The 23,201-nt window shown below is 65.5% G+C and carries 21 protein-coding genes; 12 read left to right on the plus strand and 9 right to left on the minus strand.

What is annotated here, in order from left to right; translation table 11 throughout:
- Positions 1-167 precede the first annotated feature (167 nt).
- The 5 genes from XI02_RS40590 to XI02_RS40610 all read left to right on the plus strand — a co-directional run bounded on the left by XI02_RS40590 (position 168) and on the right by XI02_RS40610 (position 4,900).
- Positions 168-1,031 carry a chorismate mutase gene (locus XI02_RS40590; RefSeq protein WP_069280192.1) on the plus strand — a complete coding sequence of 288 codons (864 nt, stop codon included), beginning with the start codon at positions 168-170 and terminating at the stop codon, positions 1,029-1,031.
- A 99-nt stretch (positions 1,032-1,130) separates the two neighbouring features.
- Entirely contained in the window at positions 1,131-2,228 is a 1,098-nt protein-coding gene (gene hisC / locus XI02_RS40595; protein ID WP_026191877.1) for a histidinol-phosphate transaminase, read from the plus strand.
- A gap of 4 nt (positions 2,229-2,232) precedes the next feature.
- Positions 2,233-3,165 carry a prephenate/arogenate dehydrogenase family protein gene (locus tag XI02_RS40600; protein WP_172646699.1) on the plus strand — a complete coding sequence of 311 codons (933 nt, stop codon included), beginning with the start codon at positions 2,233-2,235 and terminating at the stop codon, positions 3,163-3,165.
- Positions 3,166-3,390: 225 nt separating this feature from the next.
- Positions 3,391-3,825, plus strand: coding sequence for a VOC family protein (locus XI02_RS40605; protein ID WP_069280194.1), 435 nt, complete (start codon positions 3,391-3,393; stop codon positions 3,823-3,825).
- A 223-nt stretch (positions 3,826-4,048) separates the two neighbouring features.
- Positions 4,049-4,900 carry a hypothetical protein gene (locus XI02_RS40610; RefSeq protein ID WP_194483295.1) on the plus strand — a complete coding sequence of 284 codons (852 nt, stop codon included), beginning with the start codon at positions 4,049-4,051 and terminating at the stop codon, positions 4,898-4,900.
- A gap of 35 nt (positions 4,901-4,935) precedes the next feature.
- Here the strand turns inward: XI02_RS40610 and XI02_RS40615 are convergent, their stop codons facing one another.
- The 3 genes from XI02_RS40615 to XI02_RS40625 form a co-directional block, all read right to left on the minus strand.
- A complete protein-coding gene (locus XI02_RS40615) occupies positions 4,936-5,925 on the minus strand; it encodes a tripartite tricarboxylate transporter substrate binding protein (RefSeq protein WP_016847608.1) in 990 nt (329 codons plus the stop codon).
- A 105-nt stretch (positions 5,926-6,030) separates the two neighbouring features.
- Positions 6,031-6,531: a hypothetical protein gene (locus tag XI02_RS40620; RefSeq protein WP_172646698.1), complete on the minus strand. Its 501-nt coding sequence runs from the start codon at positions 6,529-6,531 to the stop codon at positions 6,031-6,033.
- 212 nt (positions 6,532-6,743) lie between these two features.
- Complete coding sequence (locus tag XI02_RS40625; protein WP_244980931.1) at positions 6,744-8,312, minus strand: hypothetical protein; 1,569 nt, start codon at positions 8,310-8,312, stop codon at positions 6,744-6,746.
- Between the two features lie 125 nt (positions 8,313-8,437).
- Between XI02_RS40625 and XI02_RS40630 the strand changes: the two genes are divergently transcribed.
- A complete protein-coding gene (locus XI02_RS40630; protein WP_244980930.1) occupies positions 8,438-8,884 on the plus strand; it encodes an antibiotic biosynthesis monooxygenase in 447 nt (148 codons plus the stop codon).
- Between the two features lie 41 nt (positions 8,885-8,925).
- Here XI02_RS40630 and XI02_RS40635 read toward each other — a convergent pair whose 3' ends face one another.
- The gene (locus tag XI02_RS40635) at positions 8,926-10,113 is read right to left on the minus strand and encodes a DUF2125 domain-containing protein (RefSeq protein ID WP_172646697.1); all 1,188 of its coding nucleotides are present in this window, start codon (positions 10,111-10,113) and stop codon (positions 8,926-8,928) included.
- Positions 10,114-10,277: 164 nt separating this feature from the next.
- Here XI02_RS40635 and XI02_RS40640 point away from each other — a divergent pair, with 164 nt between their 5' ends.
- Both XI02_RS40640 and XI02_RS40645 read left to right on the plus strand, forming a co-directional pair.
- Positions 10,278-10,874, plus strand: a complete 597-nt coding sequence (locus XI02_RS40640) for a gamma-glutamylcyclotransferase (RefSeq protein WP_172646696.1) — start codon at positions 10,278-10,280, stop codon at positions 10,872-10,874.
- Between the two features lie 118 nt (positions 10,875-10,992).
- Entirely contained in the window at positions 10,993-14,286 is a 3,294-nt protein-coding gene (locus XI02_RS40645) for an efflux RND transporter permease subunit (RefSeq protein ID WP_172646695.1), read from the plus strand.
- A 137-nt stretch (positions 14,287-14,423) separates the two neighbouring features.
- Here XI02_RS40645 and XI02_RS40650 read toward each other — a convergent pair whose 3' ends face one another.
- Positions 14,424-15,077: a hydrolase gene (locus tag XI02_RS40650; RefSeq protein ID WP_026191879.1), complete on the minus strand. Its 654-nt coding sequence runs from the start codon at positions 15,075-15,077 to the stop codon at positions 14,424-14,426.
- A 128-nt stretch (positions 15,078-15,205) separates the two neighbouring features.
- Between XI02_RS40650 and XI02_RS40655 the strand changes: the two genes are divergently transcribed.
- From XI02_RS40655 to XI02_RS40670, 4 genes are all read left to right on the plus strand, one after another.
- The gene (locus tag XI02_RS40655; protein ID WP_026191880.1) at positions 15,206-16,087 is read left to right on the plus strand and encodes a LysR family transcriptional regulator; all 882 of its coding nucleotides are present in this window, start codon (positions 15,206-15,208) and stop codon (positions 16,085-16,087) included.
- Positions 16,088-16,273: 186 nt separating this feature from the next.
- Complete coding sequence (locus XI02_RS40660; RefSeq protein WP_172646694.1) at positions 16,274-16,744, plus strand: peroxiredoxin; 471 nt, start codon at positions 16,274-16,276, stop codon at positions 16,742-16,744.
- A 107-nt stretch (positions 16,745-16,851) separates the two neighbouring features.
- Positions 16,852-18,333: an aldehyde dehydrogenase gene (locus XI02_RS40665; protein ID WP_172646693.1), complete on the plus strand. Its 1,482-nt coding sequence runs from the start codon at positions 16,852-16,854 to the stop codon at positions 18,331-18,333.
- A 162-nt stretch (positions 18,334-18,495) separates the two neighbouring features.
- The gene (locus XI02_RS40670; protein WP_016845309.1) at positions 18,496-19,719 is read left to right on the plus strand and encodes an ABC transporter substrate-binding protein; all 1,224 of its coding nucleotides are present in this window, start codon (positions 18,496-18,498) and stop codon (positions 19,717-19,719) included.
- A gap of 42 nt (positions 19,720-19,761) precedes the next feature.
- Here XI02_RS40670 and XI02_RS40675 read toward each other — a convergent pair whose 3' ends face one another.
- From XI02_RS40675 to ftsE, 4 genes are all read right to left on the minus strand, one after another.
- Positions 19,762-20,520 carry a 1-acyl-sn-glycerol-3-phosphate acyltransferase gene (locus XI02_RS40675; protein ID WP_069280202.1) on the minus strand — a complete coding sequence of 253 codons (759 nt, stop codon included), beginning with the start codon at positions 20,518-20,520 and terminating at the stop codon, positions 19,762-19,764.
- 13 nt (positions 20,521-20,533) lie between these two features.
- Positions 20,534-21,247 (minus strand): YdcF family protein, encoded by a 714-nt coding sequence (locus tag XI02_RS40680; protein WP_018268951.1) that lies wholly within the window; start codon positions 21,245-21,247, stop codon positions 20,534-20,536.
- Between the two features lie 164 nt (positions 21,248-21,411).
- Complete coding sequence (locus XI02_RS40685; protein WP_069280203.1) at positions 21,412-22,383, minus strand: ABC transporter permease; 972 nt, start codon at positions 22,381-22,383, stop codon at positions 21,412-21,414.
- Positions 22,376-23,035, minus strand: a complete 660-nt coding sequence (gene ftsE / locus XI02_RS40690; RefSeq protein WP_016845305.1) for a cell division ATP-binding protein FtsE — start codon at positions 23,033-23,035, stop codon at positions 22,376-22,378. Before ftsE ends, XI02_RS40685 begins: the two co-directional genes overlap by 8 nt.
- Positions 23,036-23,201 lie beyond the last annotated feature (166 nt).

Below are 23,201 nucleotides of genomic sequence, written 5' to 3' on the forward strand. Positions count from 1 at the left end.
GTCCCCGCGCCCCCCGGCGTCAAGACAGCCCTGCCCACGGCCAATTGGTTAACCGAATGCGCAAGGCACGCCTGCGACGTTTCTCTTTGCTTTCGCTGCCCGTCTTTCCTAATCAGGGACCCTGTCCGACGCGGCAACGGGCCGCCCCGACGACAAGGTTTGAGAGCATGTCCAACCCACCCCCGTCGCCGCCCTCGCTGCAGGAGCTGCGCAAGGAAATCGATGCGATCGACGAGCAGGTTCACCGCCTGCTGATGGCGCGCGGCGACATCATCGACCGCCTGATCCAGGTCAAGAAGACCCAGGAGGTCGGCTCCGCATTCCGCCCGGCGCGCGAGGCCAGCATGATGCGCGAACTGGTGCGGCGTCATCGCGGCATCCTGCCGCTCGACACCATCGAGAGCATCTGGCGCGTCATCATCTCGACCTTCACCTATGTGCAGGCGCCGTTCGCGGTGCATGCCGATGTTTCCGTCGGCGAGTCGGCCATGCGCGACTCGGCGCGCTTTCACTTCGGCTTCGTGGTGCCTTACGTCTCGCATTTCAGCGCGCAGGCCGCGGTCGAGGCGGTGGCGAAGTCGAAGGGCGACCTCGCGCTGGTCTCCGCGATCGCGAGCCGCACGCCGTGGTGGAATGCGCTCGAGGCCAGTGGCGCGCCGAAGATCATCGCGCGGCTGCCGTTCCTCGAACGCGCCGACCATCCCGCCGCGCTGCCGGTGTTCGTGATCTCGCGGGTCGCCGACGACGCCATGGTCACCGAGGTGCAGACCTGGAGCGTGCGCGTCTCCGGCTGGAACGCCGATGTCGCCCGCGCGCTGGCGCCGCTCGCCGAGATCGTCGCGGTCCCCGACACCGCCTTCGACGGCGCGGCGCTGCTGGTCTCGGTCACCGGGCAAGACCTGACTAACAAGGGTTTCGAGGCCATCAAGCTCGCCTTGATCAAGGCCGGCGCCTCGGTGCGCTCGTCGGCCCTCGTCGGCAGCCACGCAACGCGCTATACGGTGCCCTCTAACGGATCGGCCAGGACCTGAAGGTAGAGCCAGCCGCCCGTCCAGGCTTTTGTTTTGACGCGTTTTCTTCACGCGAACCGGTATCCACGTCGCTCGAAAACGCTCTGTTCGGAGTTGATGATGTCCCGCCCCGTGCCGAACCCCGGCATCCTCGATATTGCGCCCTACACGCCCGGCAAGAGCCCGGTGCCGGAACCGGGCCGCAAGGTGTTCAAGCTGTCCGCCAACGAGACGCCGTTCGGTCCGTCTCCGAAGGCGATCGCGGCCTACAAGGCCGCGGCTGACCATCTCGAGGACTATCCGGAGGGCACCTCGCGCGTGCTGCGCGAGGCGATCGGCCGCGCCTACGGGCTCGATCCCGACCGCATCATCTGCGGCGCCGGCTCCGACGAGATCCTCAATCTCTTGGCGCACACCTATCTCGCCCCCGGCGACGAGGCGATCTCGACCACCCACGGCTTCCTGGTCTACCCGATCGCCACCATGGCGAACGGCGCCAGGAACGTGATCGCGGCCGAGACCAATTTCACCGCCGACGTCGACGCCATCCTCAAGGTGGTGACGCCGAAGACAAAACTGGTCTGGCTCGCCAACCCGAACAATCCGACCGGCACCTACATCCCGTTCGACGAGGTCAAGCGCCTGCGCGCCGCGCTGCCGTCGCATGTGCTGCTGGTGCTCGATGCCGCCTATGCCGACTACGTCTCGCGCAACGACTACGAGCTCGGCATCGAGCTGGTCGCGACCACGGACAACACGGTGGTGACGCACACCTTCTCGAAGATCCACGGCCTTGCGGCGCTGCGGGTCGGCTGGATGTTCGGGCCGGCGCATATCGTCGATGCCTGCAACCGCATCCGCGGTCCGTTCAACGTCACGACCCCTGCGATGCTGGCGGCGGTGGCGGCGATCGAGGACACGGCGCATGTGCAAATGTCGCGGACCCACACCGAACAATGGCGCAACTGGTTGACCGAGGAGATCGGCAAGCTCGGGCTGAAGGTGACGCCGAGCGTCGCCAATTTCGTGCTGATCCATTTCCCGACCGACAAGGGCAAGACCGCGGCGGAAGCCGACGCCTATCTCACGCGGCGCGGCCTCGTGCTGCGCGCACTCAACAATTACAAGCTGCCGCATGCGCTGCGCATGACCATTGGCACCGAGGAAGCCAACCGCCTCGTGGTCGAGGGGCTGCGCGACTTCCTGGCCGGAAAGTGACATCGTGACCACGGCTCCCCTCTTCAAACGCATCGCGCTCGTCGGCTTCGGCCTGATCGGCGGCTCGATCGCGCGCGGCGCGCGCGCGCAAGGGCTGGTCGGCGAGATCGTGACCACCGCGCGCTCGGAGAAGACGCGTGCGCGCGTCGCCGAGCTCGACATCGTCGATCGCGTCGTCGAGACCAACATCGAGGCGGTGAAGGATGCCGACCTCGTCATCCTCTGCATCCCGGTCGGCGCCTGCGGCCCGGTCGCCGCCGAGATCGCCGGACATCTCAAGCCCGGCGCCATCATCTCCGACGTCGGCTCGGTGAAGGGCGCCGTCGTCAAGGACATGGCGCCGCATCTGCCTGACGGCGTCCACTTCGTCCCGGCGCATCCGGTGGCCGGCACCGAGCATTCGGGGCCGGATTCCGGCTTCGCCGAGCTGTTCATCAACCGCTGGTGCATCCTCACCCCGCCCGAAGGCACCGATCCCGCGGCGACCGACCGGTTGCGCGCGTTCTGGGCCGCGCTCGGCGCCAAGGTCGAGATCATGACGCCCGACCATCATGACCTCGTGCTCGCGATCACCAGCCATCTGCCGCATCTGATCGCCTACACCATCGTCGGCACCGCCGACGAGCTGGCGCAGGTGACGGAATCCGAGGTCATCAAGTTCTCCGCCGGCGGCTTCCGCGACTTCACCCGCATCGCGGCTTCGGACCCGACGATGTGGCGCGACGTATTCCTCGCCAACAAGGACGCCGTGCTCGAGATGCTCGGCACCTTCAACGAGGATCTGTCGAAGCTGACCCGCGCGATCCGGCGCGGCGACGGCGAAGCGCTGTTCGACCACTTCACCCGCACCCGCGCCATCCGCCGCGGCATCGTCGAGACCGGCCAGGACTCCGCCGCGCCCGACTTCGGCCGCCCGCATGCGAATTTGAAGAAGTAGCCGGGGCGACTTCTCTCCATTCGTCGTCCCGGCCTAGTGCGCAATTGCGCACGGGGGCCGGGACCCATGCTCCGCGGCGGGTGTGGTTGACGGGACTCGTCGTCCCAGCATCGCGCAACAATGACCAGCGGTGGTTCGGGTTGTTTTGTCGCAGTTCCTGTTGTCATTCCCGAGCAGCCCGAAGAGCTGTAAGCTGGCGCGTCGCCGATGACAGGGAGCGATCAGATGATACTCAACCCGGATCATGTGACAATCGCGGTGGCAGATGCCGGCCCGGCGATCGCGTTCTTCGCACTGCTTGGCTTCAAGAAGACTCACGTCGCGACCATCGACGGCGGCGTTCCCGCCCGGTACATGGGCATGCCGGCCATGAAAGCGCAGCACATCACCCTCGCGCTGGAAGGAGCGGATTTTGAGATCCAGCTGCTTCAGTTCGACCCGCCCCCAGGGACCGATCCGGAGGTGCATCCGACCAATCTGCGAAAGCTGGGCTTCAACCACCTCGCCTTCCGCGTCGACGACATCGAGGCGGCCACCGCGCACCTGGTGGCCAACGGTGTCACCCTGCTGAGCGACGAGATGGACTACATCAGCCGGAAGCTCCGGCTGTTCGAGGGTCCCGAGGGCATCACCTTCGAGTTGGTGGAGCGGGACGCCTGAGACTACGCTGGCCAGGGCTCTTGCATTGCCCCAGGGACACCCCCCAAGGCTGCCCCGATGGCTAGCCCGGGCCGGTACCTCGCCCCATTATCACGAGACCTCAGGCGCGCTATCATCCGGCCATTCTTTGGACAAGACTGAAGCGAGTGCTGGAGGCTGATCGCCCCTGACGGATAGCCGAGTCGGTACTCTTGGGTGACATTGGACGGAAAGGGATACGTCAATGAACTCCACACCCACCCCGGACCCAGTTGGATCGAGCGATAGCCTGAGCGCGCGCGCCGACGAAAGACTCGCGGAAGCCCACAGGCAGATTGCGCGCGCCGATGAAGAGCTCACGCGTTTGAGTGAACAGCTCGCAAGAATGGAGCGCGATGCCGCGCCCCGCCCTTCGGCGCAGCCAAACCCGCCCTCGGTCGGACCTCACCCTGCTTCTTCCGCGCCGAGTCCTGCTTCTTCCGGACCGGCCTCGCAATCGCCGCCCGGAAGACCGATATTCCGAGCCCTCACCGCCTTGTCGGTGGCAGCATGTATCGTTGTCGCTGGCCTGGCGTTGCAGTCGTCATATGGCGGGGAAGCCAAGCTGCTTGTCGCCCGTTGGGCGCCGCAGCTCGTCTCAACTCCAGCATTGCCGCCGGGTGATCCGCAGCCTCCGGCGCAGCCCGCTCCACCTGCCGTTCAGGTCGCCGCGGCAGACGCCGCTCCGCCCCAAGCGACGCCGTTGCCTCAGACCGCACCGCCGCAGGACGCCGCGCCGACAGCCAACACAGCCCTTCCCGATCAGACGCAGCTGCTGCAAACGATCGCACGCGACCTTGCAAATGTTGAGCGAAACATCGAACAACTAAAGGCGAACCAGCAACAGCTGGCCCGCGAGAGCTCCAAAGCCATTGAGGAACTCAAGGCGAGCCAGGAAGAGATGAAACGGGCGCTCGCGAAGGTTTCCGAGCAGAAGGCGTCACCGCCTCCGGCGCAGCCGGCTCCGGCCGTGCGCAAGCCCGAGCGGACGTCTATGCCGCCATACGCAAGGGCGCGGCCTCGAATCCCAAGGGAGTGGTTCTACGACGAATGGTGACCGTCGATGCAGCCGTCCTTCAGCTCCGGATCGCGTTAGGCCGGCGGCAGGCCGAGTGACTGCGCGGCCTCCATCCAGACCGGCAATTCGCGCTGATACAGCGCATTGCTGTCCTTGAAGCCGATCGCGGGCTCCAGCACGAAGGTCGCGAGGACCTCCTTCACCTTCGGGTCGCTATTGGCGGCGACGCAAATCTCCGACAGCCGATCGACGATCGGCTGCGGCGTCGTCTTCGGCAGCGCCCAGCCCGAGAAGCCGCTCACGGTGAAGAACTTCGACGTCGCGCCCTGCTCGGGCAGCGTCCTGATCTCGGGGATCGCGTCGACCTTCTTCGAGTGAACTCCGAAGACGACGCCCCGGTTGCTCTGCAGCACGGTTTGCGCGGCGGTGTAGCTGCCCATCGCGACATCGAGCGTGCCTTCCGCGAGCCCGGTCCACATCGGTGCCTCGCCGCGATAGTGGATCGGCTCGATGGTGAGGCCATACTGCTTGTTGAGCTCGTTGATCGTCATGTGCGGCGCGGAGCCCGCGCTGTAAGTGCCGAAATTCACCTTGCCGCTGCTGCGCGCATAGGCGACGAATTCCGCCAGTGTCTTGACCCCCAATTTCGGGCTCGCGACCAGCAGCAGCCCGGCGCCCGGGATCACGCTGACCAGCGTCAGATCCTTGTCCATGTCGTAGCCGGGGTTCTTCATCATCGCGCGGTTCATCACGTAAGTGGTCGAGATCGAGCACAGGATGGTGTGACCGTCAGGCGCGGCGCGCGCCACCTCGGCGGCGCCGATCGAGCCGGAGGCGCCCGCCTTGTTCTCGATGACGACGGTTTGCCCGACTTGCCTTGCGATGAATTCGCCGAAGGCGCGTGCCAAAAGATCGGTCTGCCCGCCGGCCGGATAGCTGCAGATCATGCGGATTTGCCGCGAGGGCCAGGCGGCCTGCGCCGAAGCGCCGCGTGACAGGAAGGGCATCGCGGCACCGGCAGCTCCGGCAGCGATGACGTGACGGCGGCTGAATGTCGCTGGCATTGAAGTCCCTCCCCGATTTCTTGGTGAGGGTATCGCATCGGTCAGTCGCAGCTACGGGACAGATTGGCGCAGCGGGGCCGCAGGTCTGCGACCGTGCTCACCGCCTCAATCGTTGATCCCGGATTGGCCCGTCGACATCGCGGCGGCCTTCTGCGCCGGCCGCTGACGGCCGACGAGGCCGGCGGTTGCCAGCATGATGCCGCCGCCGAACCACCAGGAGCCGATCACGAACTCCCAGGCGCGCGGCGGAATCTCGTCGAACACGATGCCGTAGACCGACACCAGTGCAGCCAGCGCGGCGAGGAAGATGCCGCCCGCGCTCATGAGCTCGACGGCGTCGATGCGCCCCGTGCCGCGCATCGCGGGCTTGGGAATATCGATGCCGAGATAGAAGCCGGCGGCGCCGATCACGATCGCCGTCGCGATGAAGATCAGCGTGCCGAAGACAGCGACATGGCCCTTGGCAAGCTGGGCGGCGACGAAAGTGCCGGCCATGGCACCGGCCATCGCCAGCCCGGTTCGCTGCAGCACATGCGCGGCGCGGCTGACCATCATCAATTCGCGCGCGATCATGGCCCTCTGCTTCGGTCTGGTCACGATCCTCATCTGACACCTCCCTTTCCAGAAGCGACATCGGTTCTGGCCGCATCGGAATCAATGTTCACCGCGCGCGAAGCCATCATGGTCACTACCGACTTCCCCTCATCCTGAGGAGCCCGCGCTTGCGGGCGTCTCGAAGGATGCAGGCCATGGACCGGGCCTCATGGTTCGAGACGCGCTTCGCGCTCCTCACCATGAGGGTCTTGCGACACGGAGGACTAGAACGGGTAGTAGCGGATCTGGGTCATGACGATGTGATCGTCGGTCTTGGGCGCGCCGCCGACACCCTGGAAGGCGAAGCGCTGGGTGTAGGAATATTGCGCGCCGGCCTTGATGGTGCCGTAGGAGCCCTTGAAGATCGTGTCGTAGAAGCCCGCGGTGTACTGCCTCACCTCCGAAGTGTTGCCGTTACAGGTCGCAGCCGGCGAGTTCTCGATGTTGCAGCCGAGGTTGTTGTAGAGCGGATTGCCGTAGCCGAACGGCACCGTGCCGACATTGGAGAAGGTCGCCTTGGTCTTTTCGAGCCCGGCATAGGCGTAGAGATCGAGCGACGGCGTCGTGTGCCAGACCGAGCCGACCAGGAAGGCCGTGATCGGCAGCGGCTGGATCGAGCCGTCCTGGCGCACGGTTGCATCCGGGAATGGCGTTGCGGTGAAGCGGCCCAGCGCGCCATAGGAGGCGGAAGCCTGCACCTCGAGCAGCTTCGGCGCGATCTCGGCCGAGAGATGGCCGCCGAAGCTCACCGTGTTGACGTCGTGATTGGCGAAGTTGAAGCGATCATAGAAGTCGCGGTAGAGCGCCCACGCCTCGACATGCAGCTTGTAGGGCCCGAGCCGCGGATCCCACGCGCCCTTCACGGTGATGTCAGGAACGTGGTTGAGGCTGACATTGTTCAGGCTGTTGAAGAAGCTGCCGCCCGGGCCGGTGAGATTGACCAGCAGGTTCGGATTGAGCACGCCCTGCGGGCCGACCGCCGGCGTGCCGACCAGCGGGTTGTTGCCGCCGAAAAAGGATGTCTGCGGGTTCTCCGCCGAGACCGCGAGCTTGAACTCCGGCCCGATATCCTGCCAGGCCCGGACGCCCGGTTGACGCGCGCCGATGAAGCCCGGCACCAGTTCGAAATCGATCACGCCCGGCGTATCGGCGCCTCGCGGATCGATGCCCGCCTTGCTCGGCGTGTTCAGCGACCATGATTGGCCGGCGAGGACATGCAGGCCGAGATCGCTGCGGTCGATCTCGATGCTGGCCTGCCGCAGCCGCGGATTGAATGAATTGGTCGCGACCGAATTGGCGGTCTGCGCAGCGCCCTCGAAATCGAGCTCGCCATAGCCGGCGACGTGAACGTTCTCCGTGGCGTTGGCTTCGGCGAGCACCGAGAAGCGGGTCTGGCGCGCGGTGAAGCGCGACTCGCCGGTGTTGTAGTTCTTGCTCTGCGGGAACGGGATGAAATTGTAGACCGAGCCCGAATCGGAGGCGAGGTTGCGGCTGCGATAGATGCCGGTGAGATCGACCCAGCCGCCGAAGGTGAAGGTGACGCCCTTGTAGCAGAGCTTGCCCGATGCGCAGGGATCGAACGGCACCGGCGCCTTCGCCGTCATCTGCGCGTTCTGAATTGCGTTCTGTCTCGCGGCCAGCGCCTCCTCCTTGCGCGCCTGCGTCTCCATTTTCTGCTCGAGTTGCTTGAGCCGTGCCTTCAGCGCACGCAGCTCGGACGCATCGTCCTCCGCCAACGCCGGACCCGCCGACAGCAGCATGCTGCCGAGCAGAATTCCCCCGAGAATTCGCATCGCTTCTCCTCCACACGAGGTTGTTTCCTCAGGCGAGAGAGAGCGGTATTCGGGGAGTGATATTCGCGCCGGGGCGCATTATTCCGGTCACGTTTTTCTCATCGCGACGGCGGGAATAGACCGCGGTGATCGACGATAACGCGCGCGAGCAACGCTCAGGGTGGAGGCGTAACAACACCGATCGCGATTTCGAATTGTATTCGGGCGATGGTTTTCAACCTGCCTCGGACATTGGATCGACGGAGGACTGCAACATGATCGGTGAAGTCATTGTCGTTGGCGACTTGAAGTTACGGGAGAACGCCGCACTCGACGAATACAACCGGCTGGGCGAACGCATGTACGACATTGTCAGCCGCCTTCCGGGATTCCTGTCGGTCAAATCATTCAAGGCGGAGGATGGCGAGGAGCTCACCTTGTTTCGCTTTGCTTCGGAGGAGGCGCTCGAAGCCTGGCGCAATCACCCCGACCATGTCAAAACCATGAAGCGGGGACACGCCGAGTTCTATGCCAGCGGCTTCCTGCAGATCTGCAAGGTGATCCGCGAGGTCGGCCCGTTTGAGCACGCCTGACAGTGCGTGGGCGAGTTCGCGTCAGCGCAATCCGCCGTAGTTCAGAACAACGGCGGGATCTGCGCGACTTTCAGCGGGCCCAAGAACACCGCGCCGTCGGCGAAGCGCAGCGGGAAGCTGCGCGCCTTCTTGCCTTCGAGCGTGGCCTCGGTGCCGAGTGAATTGATGCCGGCGGAAATGCCGGCATTGGCGTTCTGCTTGATCACCTTGCCGAGGCCGGGGATGGCGCGATCCAGCGCGCCGAAGAGATTGCTGAGGTCCTGGCTCTTCACGCCCGGCGCGACGCGATCGAGCGTCGACTGCGGCACGCCTTCCTCCAGCATCTTGTCGATGCCGAGCGCGGGGATGACGCGTTCGAGGCCGGCGACCGTCATCTGCAATTCGCCCTCGATGCGGCCTTGCGCGTTGAGGCGCAGCGTGCCGGCGGCGACCGACAGCACATCGCCCTGTTCGATCCGCGACTGCTGGATCTCGACGCTGCCGCCGGCCGCCTGGATCTCGCGGAAGCGATCCGGCCAGGGTTTTGGCGAGAAATCCTTCAGGCCGTTGAGCCGCGCATGGATGTCGGCGGTGAACGGCTGGGCCAGCAGCGGATGCACGTCCTGCAAGGTGCCGCCGGCAATCTGCAGCACGGTCTCGATCGCGGGACTGTCCGGCGCCGAGCCGTCGACCTGCCGGCCGTGCAGCTCGATGTGATTGACCCGCGCCAGCGGCGCCGGCGTGGCACCGCCGGTGCGGTCGATGGCGAGATCGTCGAACACCAGCGAGGCGCGCTGCGGCACGGCCGGCAGCCCGACGACGCTGCTGCGTCCCTTGCTCCAGCTCACGGACAGCGTCGGCTGCGCGCCGCGTTCGGCGATCGTGGCCGGGCCCTTGAATTCGGCGATCACGAGCTTGGGATCGTAGACCTGCGCCACAACCAGGATCTCGGCGAGCCGCGCCACGAACGCCATTTGCGGCGAGGCGGTCTGCGAGACCAGCATCACGCTCGGATCGGTGCAGCGGACCTCGAACCGGAACGGGTAACCCGCCACCGAACGATCGCCGCAATCATAGACCCGGCCGGCCTTCGCCTCCTGCGCGCGCCAGGCATCGGCCTGCACGCCGACCTGCGAGGCGGCGAAGAACCAGAAGGCGCTCCACGCGACCGCGGCAATCAGGACCGCGACGGGGACGGCATAAAGGCCGAAGCGCGAGCGGCGGCGGGGGGCGGAGGTCTGATCCGACATGCAGGTCCTTTGGCGGGCGAATTTGTCAAAATCTAAGCGGTCGCGAGCCTTGAACAAGCCCCGAGCAACCCTTGAGCGAGCCTTCAGCAAGCCTTGAGCAAGCCTTGGAAACATCACGGAATCTGCTTCGCTTCGACGGCCCGTTCTGCTAGCCCATCAGCGCGATGTCAGCAAATCCTCCCCATTCCGAAACCGACGGCGACCTCTGGGTGTTCGGCTATGGCTCGCTGATGTGGAAGCCGGGCTTCGAGTTCCTGGAACAGGTGCCGGCGCGGCTGATCGGCGAGCATCGCGCGCTCTGCGTCTATTCGTTCGACCACCGCGGCACGCCGGAGAAGCCAGGCCTGGTGCTCGGGCTCGACCGCGGCGGCGCCTGCCGCGGCATCGCGTTCCGCGTCGCCGCCCGCCTGCGCCACGACACCATCGCCCATTTGCGCGGACGCGAGCAGACCACCAACGTCTATCGCGAGGTGATGCGCTCGGTGTGGCTGGAGAATGCGGCGCGCGAGCGCGTCTCTGCGCTGGCCTATGTGGTCGATCGCGGCCATGTGCAATATGCCGGGCGGCTGTCGCTCGCCGAGCAGCAACGCCTGGTGCTGCAGGGCCATGGCCGCTCCGGCAACAACCGCGACTATGTGCTCTCGACCGTGGCCTCGATCGAGAAGCAGGGCTTTCGCGACACACAGCTGCACCAGTTGGCGACAATGCTGCACGATGCGCATCCGGCTCGCCATCCGCTGCAAGATGTCCGGGATGCGTAGGGCTGCAGCGCATCCGGCAAATCACGGCGGCGGTATGGCGCCGCCCTGTGACATTTAGGCTTTTGCATCCCGGCGCGGACGGATAGAAGCTCATCCGCAAACAGCGCTCGCAAATTCGATGAACCTCTCCGCCCCCTTTGTCCGACGGCCGGTCGGCACCACACTGCTGTCGCTTGGCCTCGTGGTGGCGGGCATCATTGCGTTCTTCAAGCTGCCGGTGTCGCCGTTGCCCGACGTCGACATCCCGACCATCATGGTGCAGGCGACGCTGCCAGGCGCCAGCCCTGCCGACGTCGCCTCCACGGTGGCGAGCCCGCTCGAACGCCATCTCGGCCAGATCGCCAGCGTCACCGAAATGACGTCGGTGTCTTCGCTCGGCTCCGCCCGTATCACGCTGCAATTCGACATCGACCGCGACATCAACGGCGCCGCGCGCGACGTGCAGGCGGCGATCAACGCGGCGCGCGCCGACCTGCCGACCAACCTGCGCGCCAACCCCACCTACCGCAAGTTCAACCCGGCCTCGGCGCCGATCCTGATCTACACCTTGACCTCGGACACGCTGACGCCGGCCGAGCTGTATGACGCCGCCTCGACCGTGCTGGCGCAGAAGCTGTCGCAGGTCGAGGGCGTCGGCGAAGTCTCGGTCGGCGGCGGCTCGCTGCCGGCGGTGCGCGTCGAACTGATCCCGCCGGCGCTCTACAAATACGGCATCGGGCTCGAGGACGTCCGCGCCGCGCTCTCGAGCGCCAATGCGCACAGTCCGAAGGGCGGCATCGACGTCGGCAACCAGCGCTACCAGATCTACGCCAACGACCAGGCCCGCAAGGCGGCCGACTACAGGCCGCTGGTCGTCGCCTACCGCAACGGCGCGGCGGTGCGCCTGACCGACGTCGGCGACGTGATCGATTCCGTCGAGAACGTGCGCACGCTCGGCCTTTCCAACGGCAAGCCGGCCGTCGTGATGATCGTGTACCGGCAGCCGGGCGCCAACATCATCAAGATGGTCGACAGCGTCAAAGGGCTGATGCCGCAACTGAAGGCCTCGGTCTCGCCCGCGGTCGACATCACGCTGGCGATGGACCGCTCGAAGACGATCCGGGCCTCGCTGCACGACGTCGAGATCACGCTGTTGATCGCGGTGGCGCTGGTCATCCTGGTGGTGTTCGCCTTCCTGCGCAATGCGCGGGCGACGCTGGTCCCTGTGGTGGCGGTCGGCGTGTCGCTGATCGCGACCTTCGCCGTGATGTATTTGCTCGGCTACACGCTCGACATCTTCTCGCTGATGGCGCTGACGGTGGCGACCGGCTTCGTGGTCGACGACGCCATCGTGGTGCTGGAGAACATCACCCGCCACATGGACGCCGGACTGTCGCGGCTCGAAGCCACGCTGGTCGGCACCCGCGAGGTCGGCTTCACCGTGCTGTCGATGAGCGTGTCGCTGGTCGCGGTGTTCGTGCCGATCCTCTTGATGGGCGGCCTGGTCGGCCGCCTGTTCCGCGAATTCGCCATGACCATCACGATCGCGATCGTGATCTCGCTGGTGGTCTCGCTGACCACGACGCCGATGATGTGCGCGGTGCTGCTGCGCAAGGAAGAGGGCCGGCCGCATGGCCGGATTTACCGGATCAGCGAGCGCATCTTCGAGCTGATGCTGAACGGCTATCGCGCGACGCTCGGCCTCGCGCTACGCCATCCGCTCCTGGTGATGCTGATCCTCGGCTCGACGCTCTATTTGAACTTCCACCTCTACAAGGTGGTGCCCAAGGGCTTCGTGCCGCAGCAGGACACCGGATTGCTGGTCGGCTCGATCCAGGCCGACCAGAGCACCTCGTTCCAGCTGATGCAGCAGAAGCTGACCCAGTTCATCGACATCGTGAAGTCGGATCCGGCGGTCGACACCGCGGTCGGCTTCACCGGCGGCGGCGGCGTGGGTCCGGGCGGCACCAACACCGGCACCGTGTTCGCCTCGCTGAAGCCGATGGACGAGCGCCGGCTGCGCGCCGACAAGGTGATCGAGCGGCTGCGCGAACCGTTGGCGAGCGTCGCGGGCGCCACCCTGTTCCTGCAATCGATCGGCGACCTCGGCGCCGGCGGGCGCTCGGGCAACGCGGCGTATCAGTACACGCTGAAGGGCTCGACCTTCGAGGAGCTGAACGAGTGGACGCCAAAGCTCGTCGCGGCATTGCAGAAGGAGCCGACGCTCGCCGACGTCAACAGCGACCAGCAGAACAAGGCGCTGCAGGCCAATCTGATCATCGATCGCGACGCCGCCTCCCGGCTCGGCATCACGGTCAGCCAGCTCGACAACACGCTCTATGACGCGTTCGGGCAGCGCCAGGTCTCGACCATCTTCGTCGCGCGCAACCAGTATCACGTGATCATGGAGGTCGCGCCGCGCTTCTCGCAGGACCCGCAGACCCTGAAGGAGGTCTACATCTCGACCTCGGGCGGCTCGGCGAGCGGCACGCAGGGCACCAACGCGGTGGCCGGCACGGTGGCCTCGTCCTCGCAAAAAAACTCGGTCAGCGCGGTCGCCGCCAATGTGGTGCGCAACCAGGCCACCAATTCGATCGGCGCCACCGGCAAGGGCGTCGCATCGACCGGAACCGCGGTCTCCACCAGCGCGGAGACCATGATCCCGCTGTCGAGCGTTGCGCGCTTCGAGCACGGCGAGACGCCGCTCTCGGTCAACCACCAGGATCTCCTGGTCTCCAGCACCATCTCGTTCAACCTGCCGCCGGGCGTCTCGCTGAGCACGGCGACCACCACGATCGAGAACGCGATGCACGCGCTCGGCATGCCCGCGGGCATTTCCGGAGGGTTTGCGGGCTCCGCGAAAATCTTCCAGCAGGCTCTGGCGAACGAGCTGTTCCTGATCCTCGCCGCGCTGGCGACGATCTACATCTCGCTCGGCATGCTCTACGAGAGCTACATCCACCCGCTGACCATCCTCTCCACCCTTCCCTCGGCCGGCGTCGGCGCGGTGGCCGCCTTGATGCTGTCGCACACCGATTTCGACATCATCGGCATGATCGGGGTGATCCTGTTGGTCGGCATCGTGAAGAAGAACGCCATCATGATGATCGACTTCGCGCTCGATGCCGAGCGCCAGCGCGGGCTGTCGTCGCGCGATGCGATCTACGAGGCCTGCCTGATGCGGTTCCGGCCGATCATGATGACGACCCTCGCCGCCTTGTTCGGCGCGGTGCCGCTGATGATCGGCCTCGGCGAAGGCAGCGAGCTGCGCCAGCCGCTCGGCATCGCGATCTTCGGTGGGCTGATCCTGAGCCAGATCCTGACGCTCTACACGACGCCGGTGGTCTATCTCTATCTCGACCGCGCGCGGCTATGGACCCAGCGCCGCCGCGCCGCGCGCCGCGCACGCCGGGCAGCAGCACGCGCGTCCTGACTAGGCCGTGCACTCACGAATCCGCAACGCGTGTGCGGGGTAGCATGGACGACTCTCATAGGGAGGGGAATGACGAGGTTCGACGAACGTCAGCTCTCGCGGTGCATCGCGCGTGGTTCTCGTCATTCCCGATGAGATCAGGCTCGGGTGCTCGGCACGGGCGTGTTGAGCAACTGTTGCTCCCACAGAAACGCGATGCCGCTGCCGCCGGCATGCTGCGTGACCACCTCCGTCAGTTTGGCGGCCTGTTCGGTCCGGGCCCAGTCGCGCTGCCATTCTGCCGCCACGGCCAGCCAGGTCATCATGTTAGCGCCGGCCGCGATCATGCGCTGGATGGCGACCTCGTGCGCCTCGACCGACACGGCGCCCGACGCATCGGTGACCACCGTCACGTCCCAGCCTTCGCCAAGCGCCTGGATCGCCGGCATCGCGACACACACCTCGGTCCATAGGCCCGCGATGACAAGCTGCTTGCGGCCGGTAGCCTTGACCGCATCCACCACCTTCCGGTCCTGCCAGGTGTTGATGAACGTACGGTCGATCACCTTCTGGCCGGGAAACACATCCGTAATCTGGGGGAAGAGCAGTCCGCCTCGTTCCGCGACCACGCTCGTCAGGATCGTGGGGACATCGAAGGCCCTGGCGGCCTTCGCCAAGCCCGCCGTATTGTTGATCACCATCTGCGGTTCGTGGCTGTTCACGTTCGCAAGCTGGTAAGGCTGATGGTCGATCAGAACGAGCACCGAGTCTTCAGGGCGAAGAAGCGAAGCAAGCCCGTTACGAAAGCTCATGAATACATCCTCTGTTGTGGTGAGACATGCGCCGCATGCGGCGCCGTGCCCGGACACTTGTCATTCCCCTTTGTGATACGATAGCGCCCTATTGTGCCAAGCTGTGTCGCAAAATGGGGAACGCTGAGTTGGACATCGAAGACGTGATTGCATTCGTCGAAGTTGCCGATGCTGGTGGCGTCTCGGCCGCCGCGCGCCGGCTCGGCGTTTCGAAGTCGATCGTCAGCCGGCGGCTGATCCGGCTTGAGGCGGAACTAGGCGTCCAACTTCTTGCAAGAACCACCCGTGGCGCCGCTCTCACAGAAGCCGGGAACACATTTCGAGATCATGCAGCCAGAGTCCGCGCCGAAATCGATGCGGCCAAGGAAACAATCCTGCCTGGCGGAGACCTAAGTGGCCGCTTGCGCATTGCTGTGCCGCTTTCTTTCGGACCCACCCACTTCGCCCCCATACTCGCGGAAATGGCGCGACGCTACCCGCAGCTTCACATCTATACCGCCTACAGCGATCGCTTCGTCGATCTTATTGCCGAGGGATTTGATTGCGCCATCCGGGTTGGTTATCTTCCAGACTCCAACCTGATCGCGAGACGCGTCGGACCGATCTACGGGAAGCTTGTCGCGAGCCCGGATTATATCGAGGCGCACGGTGCCCCGGAGACGCTGGACGAACTCAGCGCCCATGAAGCGCTGATGCAGGGTACCGAAACCTGGCAACTCATGGACGGCGACGAAATCGTCACGGTTCATCCGCGGGGGCGCTTCAAGGCCGACAACGGCACAGCCCTCGCCGTCGCCGCCGCGGCAGGGCTCGGCGTCGCCTGGCTCCCCGATTGCGTCATCCATGAATACTTGGCATCCGGCGCGCTGGTTCCGGTGATGACACGCCATCCACCACCTTCGGCAGGTGCATACGTCGTTCGCCCGCCGGGCCAACATCCCTCACGGAAGGTACGAGCCCTCACTGACTTGTTGATCGAGCGTCTCGAAGAGAAGCCGCCCCTTGCGTGAGCCGCCCCTGTCCGAATGATCCATCGATCACGAAAGCAACGACGTATGCCGAGCGGGCTTGGGCAGGAGGACATGCGGTCCGGAAATCCGCTTCGCACTTTTCCGGGTCATGCTTCGCCGGTCGTTGACAGACCCGCGCCGATCTTGCCACCCTGCCGCGAGGTGGCAGACGCAAGGAACCCAGCTGTGACTCCCGCACCTGAACTCGCCGCGTCGCGCTGGTTCAACACCAGCGAACCGCTGACCCTGGCCGCACTGCGGGGCCGGCCGGTGCTGCTGCACGCGTTCCAGATGCTGTGCCCCGGCTGCGTCGCACACGGCACGCCGCAGACCCAGCGCGCGTTCGAGTTGTTCAAGCATTCGGACCTGCAGGTGATCGGGCTGCACACCGTATTCGAGCACCACGCGGCGATGACGGAGGTGTCGCTGGAAGCCTTCATCCACGAGTACCGGCTGACCTTCCCGATCGGCGTCGACGAAGCAGGCGAAGGCACGCCGATCCCGGTCACCATGCAGCGCTACGGCATGCAGGGAACGCCGACCAGCATCCTGATCGGCCGCGACGGCAACATCGTGCATCATGGCTTCGGACAGCAGAGCGACATGGCGCTCGGCGCGATCATCGCGGCCGAGCTTGCCGCGCCGCATGGCCGATAGCGGCCCGCCCCGGCTGCAACCCGGCTCACGCGACTGCGTTATGACGGCGTCGCGCAATGCGTGATAGCGTTCCGCCAACCAGAACCATCGCCTTGCGGGAGGATGTCATGAAAACCTATCAGCTCTACATCAACGGCCAGTATGTCGACCCCGCCAATGGCGAATGGTTCGACAGCATCGATCCCTATCGCGGCGAGGCCTGGGCGAAGATTCCGCGCGGCACGGCCGCCGACGCCGACAAGGCGGTGAAAGCCGCCAACGAGGCGATGTGGAACGGCCCGTGGGCGAAGATGACGGCGTCCGCGCGCGGCAAGGCGATGCGCAAGCTCGGCGACCTCGTCGCGGCCAATGCCGAGCGCCTTGCCGAGATCGAGGTACGCGACAACGGCAAGCTGATGGCCGAGATGCTCGGCCAGCTGCGCTACCATCCGGAGTGGTGGTGGTATTTCGGCGGGCTCGTCGACAAGCTCGAGGGCGGCCTGGTACCGATCGACAAGGCGGACACCTTCGCCTACACGACGCATGAGCCGGTCGGCGTGGTCGCGGCGCTGACCGCCTGGAATTCGCCGCTGCTGTTCGTGGCCTGGAAATGCGCCGCCGCGCTCGCCGCCGGTTGCGCCGTGGTCGTGAAGCCGTCGGATTTCACCTCGGCCAGCACGCTGGAATTCGCCGCGCTGACCAAGGAAGCCGGAATTCCCGACGGCATCTTCAATGTGGTGACCGGCTTCGGTCCCGAGGCGGGCTCCGCGCTGATCGCCCATCCCGGCGTCGCCAAGATCACCTTCACCGGATCGGACACGACCGGCGCAAAAGTCTACGAGACCGCGGCCAAGAGCCTGAAGCGCGTCTCGCTCGAGCTCGGCGGCAAATCGCCCAACATCGTGTTCGAGGACGCCGACCTCACCGCCGCCGCGGCCGGCGCGATCTCCGGCATCTTCGCCGCCACGGGGCAGACCTGCATCGCCGGATCGCGCCTTCTGGTGCAAAGCTCGATCAAGGAGAAATTCGTCGCGCGCGTGCTGGAGCTGGCAAAGTCCGCGAAGATCGGCGATCCGATGCAGTCCGACACCAATGTCGGCCCGATCACGACGCCGGCGCAATACAAGAAGGTGCTCGACTATATCGATATCGCCAAGGCCGAAGGCGCGCGCTGCCTGCTCGGCGGCAAGCCGGCCACTGGCGATGGCATCAGGGGTGGCCAGTTCGTCGAGCCGACCATCTTCACCGACGTCGACAACACCATGCGGATCGCGCGCGAGGAGGTGTTCGGGCCGGTGCTGTCGATCATCTCCTTCGACACCGAGGAGGACGCCATCCGGATCGCCAACGACACGATCTACGGCCTTGCGGCCGGCATCTGGACCAAGGACCTCGCGCGCGCCATCCGCGTGCCGAAGCAACTGCGCGCCGGCACCGTGTGGGTGAACACCTACCGGGCCATCAGCTACATGATGCCGTTCGGCGGCATGAAGCACTCCGGCGTCGGCCGCGAAAGCGGCATCGACGCGGTCCGCGAATATCAGGAGACCAAGAGCGTCTGGATCTCGACCGCGACGGACGTGCCGGCGAACCCGTTCGTGATGCGGTGAGCTTTCCGCACTGACGTCGCTTGGTTCACCTCTCCCCGACGGACAGAGGTACGGCGGCACCCGCGTGCCAAGCGGCCGCACTTGACGTGCAGCGCGGAGCAGCGATCATGAGTGCCCACGGCACACACCGAAGAGTGCGGCCGATACTTGGGGAGATTCGCCATGACGTTTCGTTACTCGCGCGCAGTGTTCTGCGCGCTCATGCTCGCCGCCGCCCAGCCTGCCCTCGCCGACAAGAAATACGGCCCCGGCGTCACCGACACCGAGGTGAAGATCGGCCAGACCATGCCCTACAGCGGCCCGGCGTCCGCCTACGGCACGCAGGGGCGCATGGAAGAGGCCTACTACGCGATGATCAACGCGAAGGGCGGCGTCAACGGCCGAAAGATCAAGCTGATTTCACTGGACGATGCCTATTCGCCGCCGAAGACCGTGGAGCAGACGCGACGCCTCGTGGAACAGGACGAGGTGCTGGCCATCATCGGCACCATTGGCACGCCGACCAATTCAGCGATCCAGAAGTACCTGAACCAGAAGAAGGTCCCGCAGATCTTCATTTCGACGGGCGCGGCAAAATGGGACGACCCGAAGAACTTCCCGTGGACCACCCAGCTCTATCCGCCCTACCAGATGGAGGGCATGATCTTCGCCAAATACCTGTTGAAGAACAAGCCCGACGCGAAGCTCGGCGTGTTCTCCCAGAACGACGATGCCGGAAAGGATTACGTCAAGGGGCTGAAGGATGGCCTCGGCGACAAGGCGAAGACGATGATCGTCAAGGAGGTGACCTACGAGGTCTCCGATCCCACCGTCGACTCGCAGATCGTCTCCCTGAAAGCATCCGGCGCCGACACGCTGTTCACGATGGCGACGCCGAAGTTCGGCGCGCAAGCGATCCGCAAGGTCTACGAGCTCGGATGGAAACCGCTGAATTACGTGGTCAGCGTCTCCTCATCGATCAAGGGCGTGATGGAGCCGGCCGGCATCGAAGCCTCGAAGGGACTGTTGACCGCGCTCGCGTTCAAGACGCCCACCGATCCGAGCTGGGAGAACGCAGCCGATGTGAAGGAGTTCAAGGAGTTCCTGGCAAAGTGGTACCCGCAAGGCGACATCGCCGACGGCAGCAACGTCACCGGCTACATCTCGGCCTATATGACGGTGAAGATCATCGAGATGTGCGGCGACGATCTGACGCGCGAAAATTTGCTGAAGCAGGCGACCAACCTCAACAAGGTCGTCGCGCCGCTGCTCCTGCCCGGCATCGCCATCTCGACACGGCCGGACCGCTATGCGCCGTTCACGCAGATGCAGATCGCGACGTTCGACGGCAAGAGCTGGGTGCCGCAAGGCGAGACCTTCAACACCGACGCGGCGGCCGGTCAGTGATGGCGACGCCATTCGCGATACGGTAACTCACCGCATCGCGGCCTACCCCTTCGAACTCGGCACACCGCCGAACAATTTCGCCTGCTCGGCGCGGCCGGCCTCGACGATGCGGGTGGTGGCGGTTTCGATCGCCTCGCGCAGGCGGGTCATGAACTCATCGCGCGGCAATCCCGGCGGCAGCGGATCGAGAAATTCGACCACCAGCGTGCCGGGATAACGCATGAAGGTGCGGCGCGGCCAGAACAGCCCGGAATTGAGCGCGATCGGCAGGCACGGCACGCCGCTCTCGGCATAGATCTGCGCGACGCCGGCCTTGTAGTTCGGCGCCGCACCGGGCGCGGTGCGGGTGCCCTCGGGAAAGATCACAAGCTGGCGGCCGAGCTTCACCTCGGCCGCCGCGCGCTTCAGCGTCTTGATCAGCGAGCGCGGACCACCGCCACGCTCGACCGAGATCATGCCGACCTTCTTGAGATACCAGCCGAACACCGGGATCATCATCAGCTCGCGCTTCAGGATGAACAGCGGATGCTCGAAGAAGCGCACCAGCGCGAACGTCTCCCAGAACGACTGGTGCTTCGAGGCGACGATCAGCGGCCCGCTCGGAATCTTATCGACGCCGCGGAACTCGATCCTGATGTTGCAGATCACGCGCATCAGGAACAGGCTGGTGTTGGCCCACGCGACCTCGATCGCCATCAGCGCGCCGCGCGGCAACAGCAGCGCCGGCAGTGCGATGATGCAAAGCACCACCAGCACGAGATAGAACAGCACGTTGAAGATCAGCGAACGCAGGAAGATCATCTAAGTCCCAGTACTAATTCGCCAGCGCCGTAGCCGGGCGGCGTGGCGGCGTTGCCGGCTGCTCGGCGAGATCGGAGGTCAGGTCGAGGCCGAGATCGGCCAGCCGCACCCGCATCTCCGCGGCGACATATTTGGCGTATTCCGATAGCAAGAGACGGAACGTTCCGCCACTCGTCCACCACGGCTCGTCGCGCCATTTGTCGCCGACCACCGCGAACGGGATCAGTGTGACGTCGGGCATCGCATGTGACAGTTCCACGAGCGCCCGCGGCATGTGGTAGTTCGAGGTCACCACGATCAGCGACTTGAAGCCGCGCTCGCGCGCCCAACGCCGGGTCTCCGCCGCATTGCTGCGGGTGTTGACCGCCGAGCGGTCGAGATCGACGCAACAGCGCATCAGCCCCTGACTGTCCGGAACCGTGCGGGAAATGTCGTGGGCGTCGTTGGTCGGATGCACGCCCGAGATCAGCAGGCGCTTGCCGTAGCCGGCGGCGAGCAGCTCCATCGCATCCGACACCCGCGACGAGCCGCCGGTCAGCACCACGATGCCGTCGGCATTGTGCGGCGGATCGGTCTCGACGCCGCGCAATTGCGAGAGGAAGCCGACAAAGCCGACCGCCGCGGCGACGAAGGCAAGCGCCAGCGGCGCGACGATGGCGGCGCGCAGCCAGCCGCGCGGGCGCGCGGCAAAGCCATTCGGCGACGTATCGTCGGACTGCAAACTCATGTGATGCGGTTATCCTTCCCCCCGGGCGATTTTAGAGCATGATCCGGAAAAGTGGAAACCGGTTTTCCCGCCCGCCAGGGCCGCGTGCATGCGCGCGAAATCAAACCTGGGCGACGGAATGCGATCACGAGGCGGCGCCATGATTTCGAGTTTTCGCGGCGCCGTCAGTCGATGTCGTCGAGCGTGGCAAACAGGGTGCGCCGCGATGCCCAGGCGGTGATCGCCGCGATCAGCACCGCCTGCATCGCCAGCACCAGATAGCCCGACGGGCGCAGCGAGAACGTGCCGAGCAGGGCCGCGAACTGGTCGCCCACCGGCGTGCCGGAGAACCAGTTGGCGATCGACTCGGAGAAGCCGAACGCCAGCATCGCCGCACCGCCGCCGATCAGGCCGCCTTCGAGGCCGAGCCGAAGGAAATGCCGCAGGAAGCGGTTGGCGATAAAGCTGTCGCCGGCGCCGACGAAATGCAGCACCTCGACGATCGGGCGGTTGGCGGCCATCGCGCCACGGGTCGCGAACGACACCGAGATGATGGTGGCGATGATCACGAGGATGAGGATGCCGACGCCGGCGAACATCGTGGCGCCCGTCATCGAGCGCATGCGCTCGATCCAGGCGCGGTGATCGTCGACGCTTGCGGTCGGCGCCGCCTGCGTCACCCGCGCGCGTAAGCCGGCAAGATCGAGCGTGGTGCCGGGCTGCACCCGCGCCACGATGACGCGCGGCACCGGCAGTTCATCGATCGAGAGCCCGCTGCCGAGCCACGGCTCCAGCAGCTTGGCGGATTCCTCCTTGCTGAACGGACGGACCTCTAGAATGCCGGGCTGCGCCCGCATCGCCTCCACCGCGGCCTGCGCGTCGCGATCGAGGTCGCGGCCCGGCGACGGGCGCACCTGGATGGTGATCTCGCTCGACACTTCCGACTGCCATTCGGCGGCCGACGCGCTGACCAGCAGCACGGTGCCGGTCGTCAGCGAGGCGAGGAAGGTCATGATCGCGACGACCGCGACCAGCGCACGGCCCGAGATCGAGGCGCGCGGCACGATCGGCGACATGTTGCGCGCGGTGGCCGGGACCTGCGGGCGTTCGCGCCCGAGATCGACCAACGACACTTTCTCGTCGCCGCTCCTATTCATAGATGTGCAGCCGTCCCTGATGCAGCACCAGCCGCCGCGCCTCGTATTGATCCATCAGCGTGATGTCGTGGGTCGCGATGATGACCGCGGTGCCGGATTTGTTGAGTTCGATGAACAGCCGCAGCAGGCGGCGCCCGAGCGTCGGATCGACGCTGCCGGTCGGCTCGTCCGCCAACAGCAGCTGCGGCCGCGAGATCACCGCGCGCGCGATCGCGGCGCGCTGCTTCTCGCCGCCCGACAGGATCGGCGGCAGCGCATCCATGCGCTCGCCGAGGCCGACCCATTTCAAGAGATCGATCACCTCGCGGCGATAGCTCGATTCCTCGCGGCCCATCACGCGGAACGGCAGCGCGACATTCTCATAGGTGGTCATGTGATCGAGCAGGCGAAAATCCTGCAGCACGATGCCGATCCGCTTGCGCAGGTCGGCGACCTGATCCTTGCTCAGCAGCGAGACGTCCTTGCCGAACAGATTGACCAGCCCGCGGGTCGGCCGCAACGACAGGAACAGGAGCCGCAGCAGCGAGGTCTTGCCCGCGCCCGACGGCCCGGTGAGGAACTGGAACGAGTGCGCCGGGATCATGAACGAGAGGTCGCGCAAAATCTCCGGGCCGAGCCCGTAGCGCAGACCGACATTTTCGAACCGAACCAATGCGCTAGCTCCGTTCGAGAGGGCCGATGGCCCAATACCCCACACCGTCAGCGAAGACGGCCCGAACCCCGGTCGAGCGCCCGCGAACCGCACAGAAAGCTTGTGCTTCGGTTATGGTTTCCGATTCGTTAACGGTCGTTAAGTAGCATCCGGGTATCCACACGGT

Origin of the sequence: Bradyrhizobium sp. CCBAU 21365 (assembly GCF_015291305.1) — a bacterium.
Lineage (GTDB): Bacteria > Pseudomonadota > Alphaproteobacteria > Rhizobiales > Xanthobacteraceae > Bradyrhizobium > Bradyrhizobium elkanii.

Excerpts from the sequence above, each read along its gene's own strand:
- XI02_RS40590 (WP_069280192.1), top strand. The coding sequence starts at position 168 with ATGTCCAACCCACCCCCGTCGCCGCCCTCGCTGCAGGAGCTGCGCAAG.
- XI02_RS40620 (WP_172646698.1), bottom strand. The coding sequence starts at position 6,531 with ATGAGGATCGTGACCAGACCGAAGCAGAGGGCCATGATCGCGCGCGAA.
- XI02_RS40685 (WP_069280203.1), bottom strand. The coding sequence starts at position 22,383 with ATGAATAGGAGCGGCGACGAGAAAGTGTCGTTGGTCGATCTCGGGCGC.
- XI02_RS40610 (WP_194483295.1), top strand. The coding sequence starts at position 4,049 with ATGAACTCCACACCCACCCCGGACCCAGTTGGATCGAGCGATAGCCTG.
- XI02_RS40605 (WP_069280194.1), top strand. The coding sequence starts at position 3,391 with ATGATACTCAACCCGGATCATGTGACAATCGCGGTGGCAGATGCCGGC.
- XI02_RS40615 (WP_016847608.1), bottom strand. The coding sequence starts at position 5,925 with ATGCCAGCGACATTCAGCCGCCGTCACGTCATCGCTGCCGGAGCTGCC.
- hisC (WP_026191877.1), top strand. The coding sequence starts at position 1,131 with ATGTCCCGCCCCGTGCCGAACCCCGGCATCCTCGATATTGCGCCCTAC.
- XI02_RS40650 (WP_026191879.1), bottom strand. The coding sequence starts at position 15,077 with ATGAGCTTTCGTAACGGGCTTGCTTCGCTTCTTCGCCCTGAAGACTCG.
- XI02_RS40635 (WP_172646697.1), bottom strand. The coding sequence starts at position 10,113 with ATGTCGGATCAGACCTCCGCCCCCCGCCGCCGCTCGCGCTTCGGCCTT.
- XI02_RS40680 (WP_018268951.1), bottom strand. The coding sequence starts at position 21,247 with ATGAGTTTGCAGTCCGACGATACGTCGCCGAATGGCTTTGCCGCGCGC.
- XI02_RS40675 (WP_069280202.1), bottom strand. The coding sequence starts at position 20,520 with ATGATCTTCCTGCGTTCGCTGATCTTCAACGTGCTGTTCTATCTCGTG.
- XI02_RS40625 (WP_244980931.1), bottom strand. The coding sequence starts at position 8,312 with ATGCGAATTCTCGGGGGAATTCTGCTCGGCAGCATGCTGCTGTCGGCG.
- XI02_RS40640 (WP_172646696.1), top strand. The coding sequence starts at position 10,278 with ATGTCAGCAAATCCTCCCCATTCCGAAACCGACGGCGACCTCTGGGTG.
- XI02_RS40670 (WP_016845309.1), top strand. The coding sequence starts at position 18,496 with ATGACGTTTCGTTACTCGCGCGCAGTGTTCTGCGCGCTCATGCTCGCC.
- XI02_RS40665 (WP_172646693.1), top strand. The coding sequence starts at position 16,852 with ATGAAAACCTATCAGCTCTACATCAACGGCCAGTATGTCGACCCCGCC.
- XI02_RS40645 (WP_172646695.1), top strand. The coding sequence starts at position 10,993 with ATGAACCTCTCCGCCCCCTTTGTCCGACGGCCGGTCGGCACCACACTG.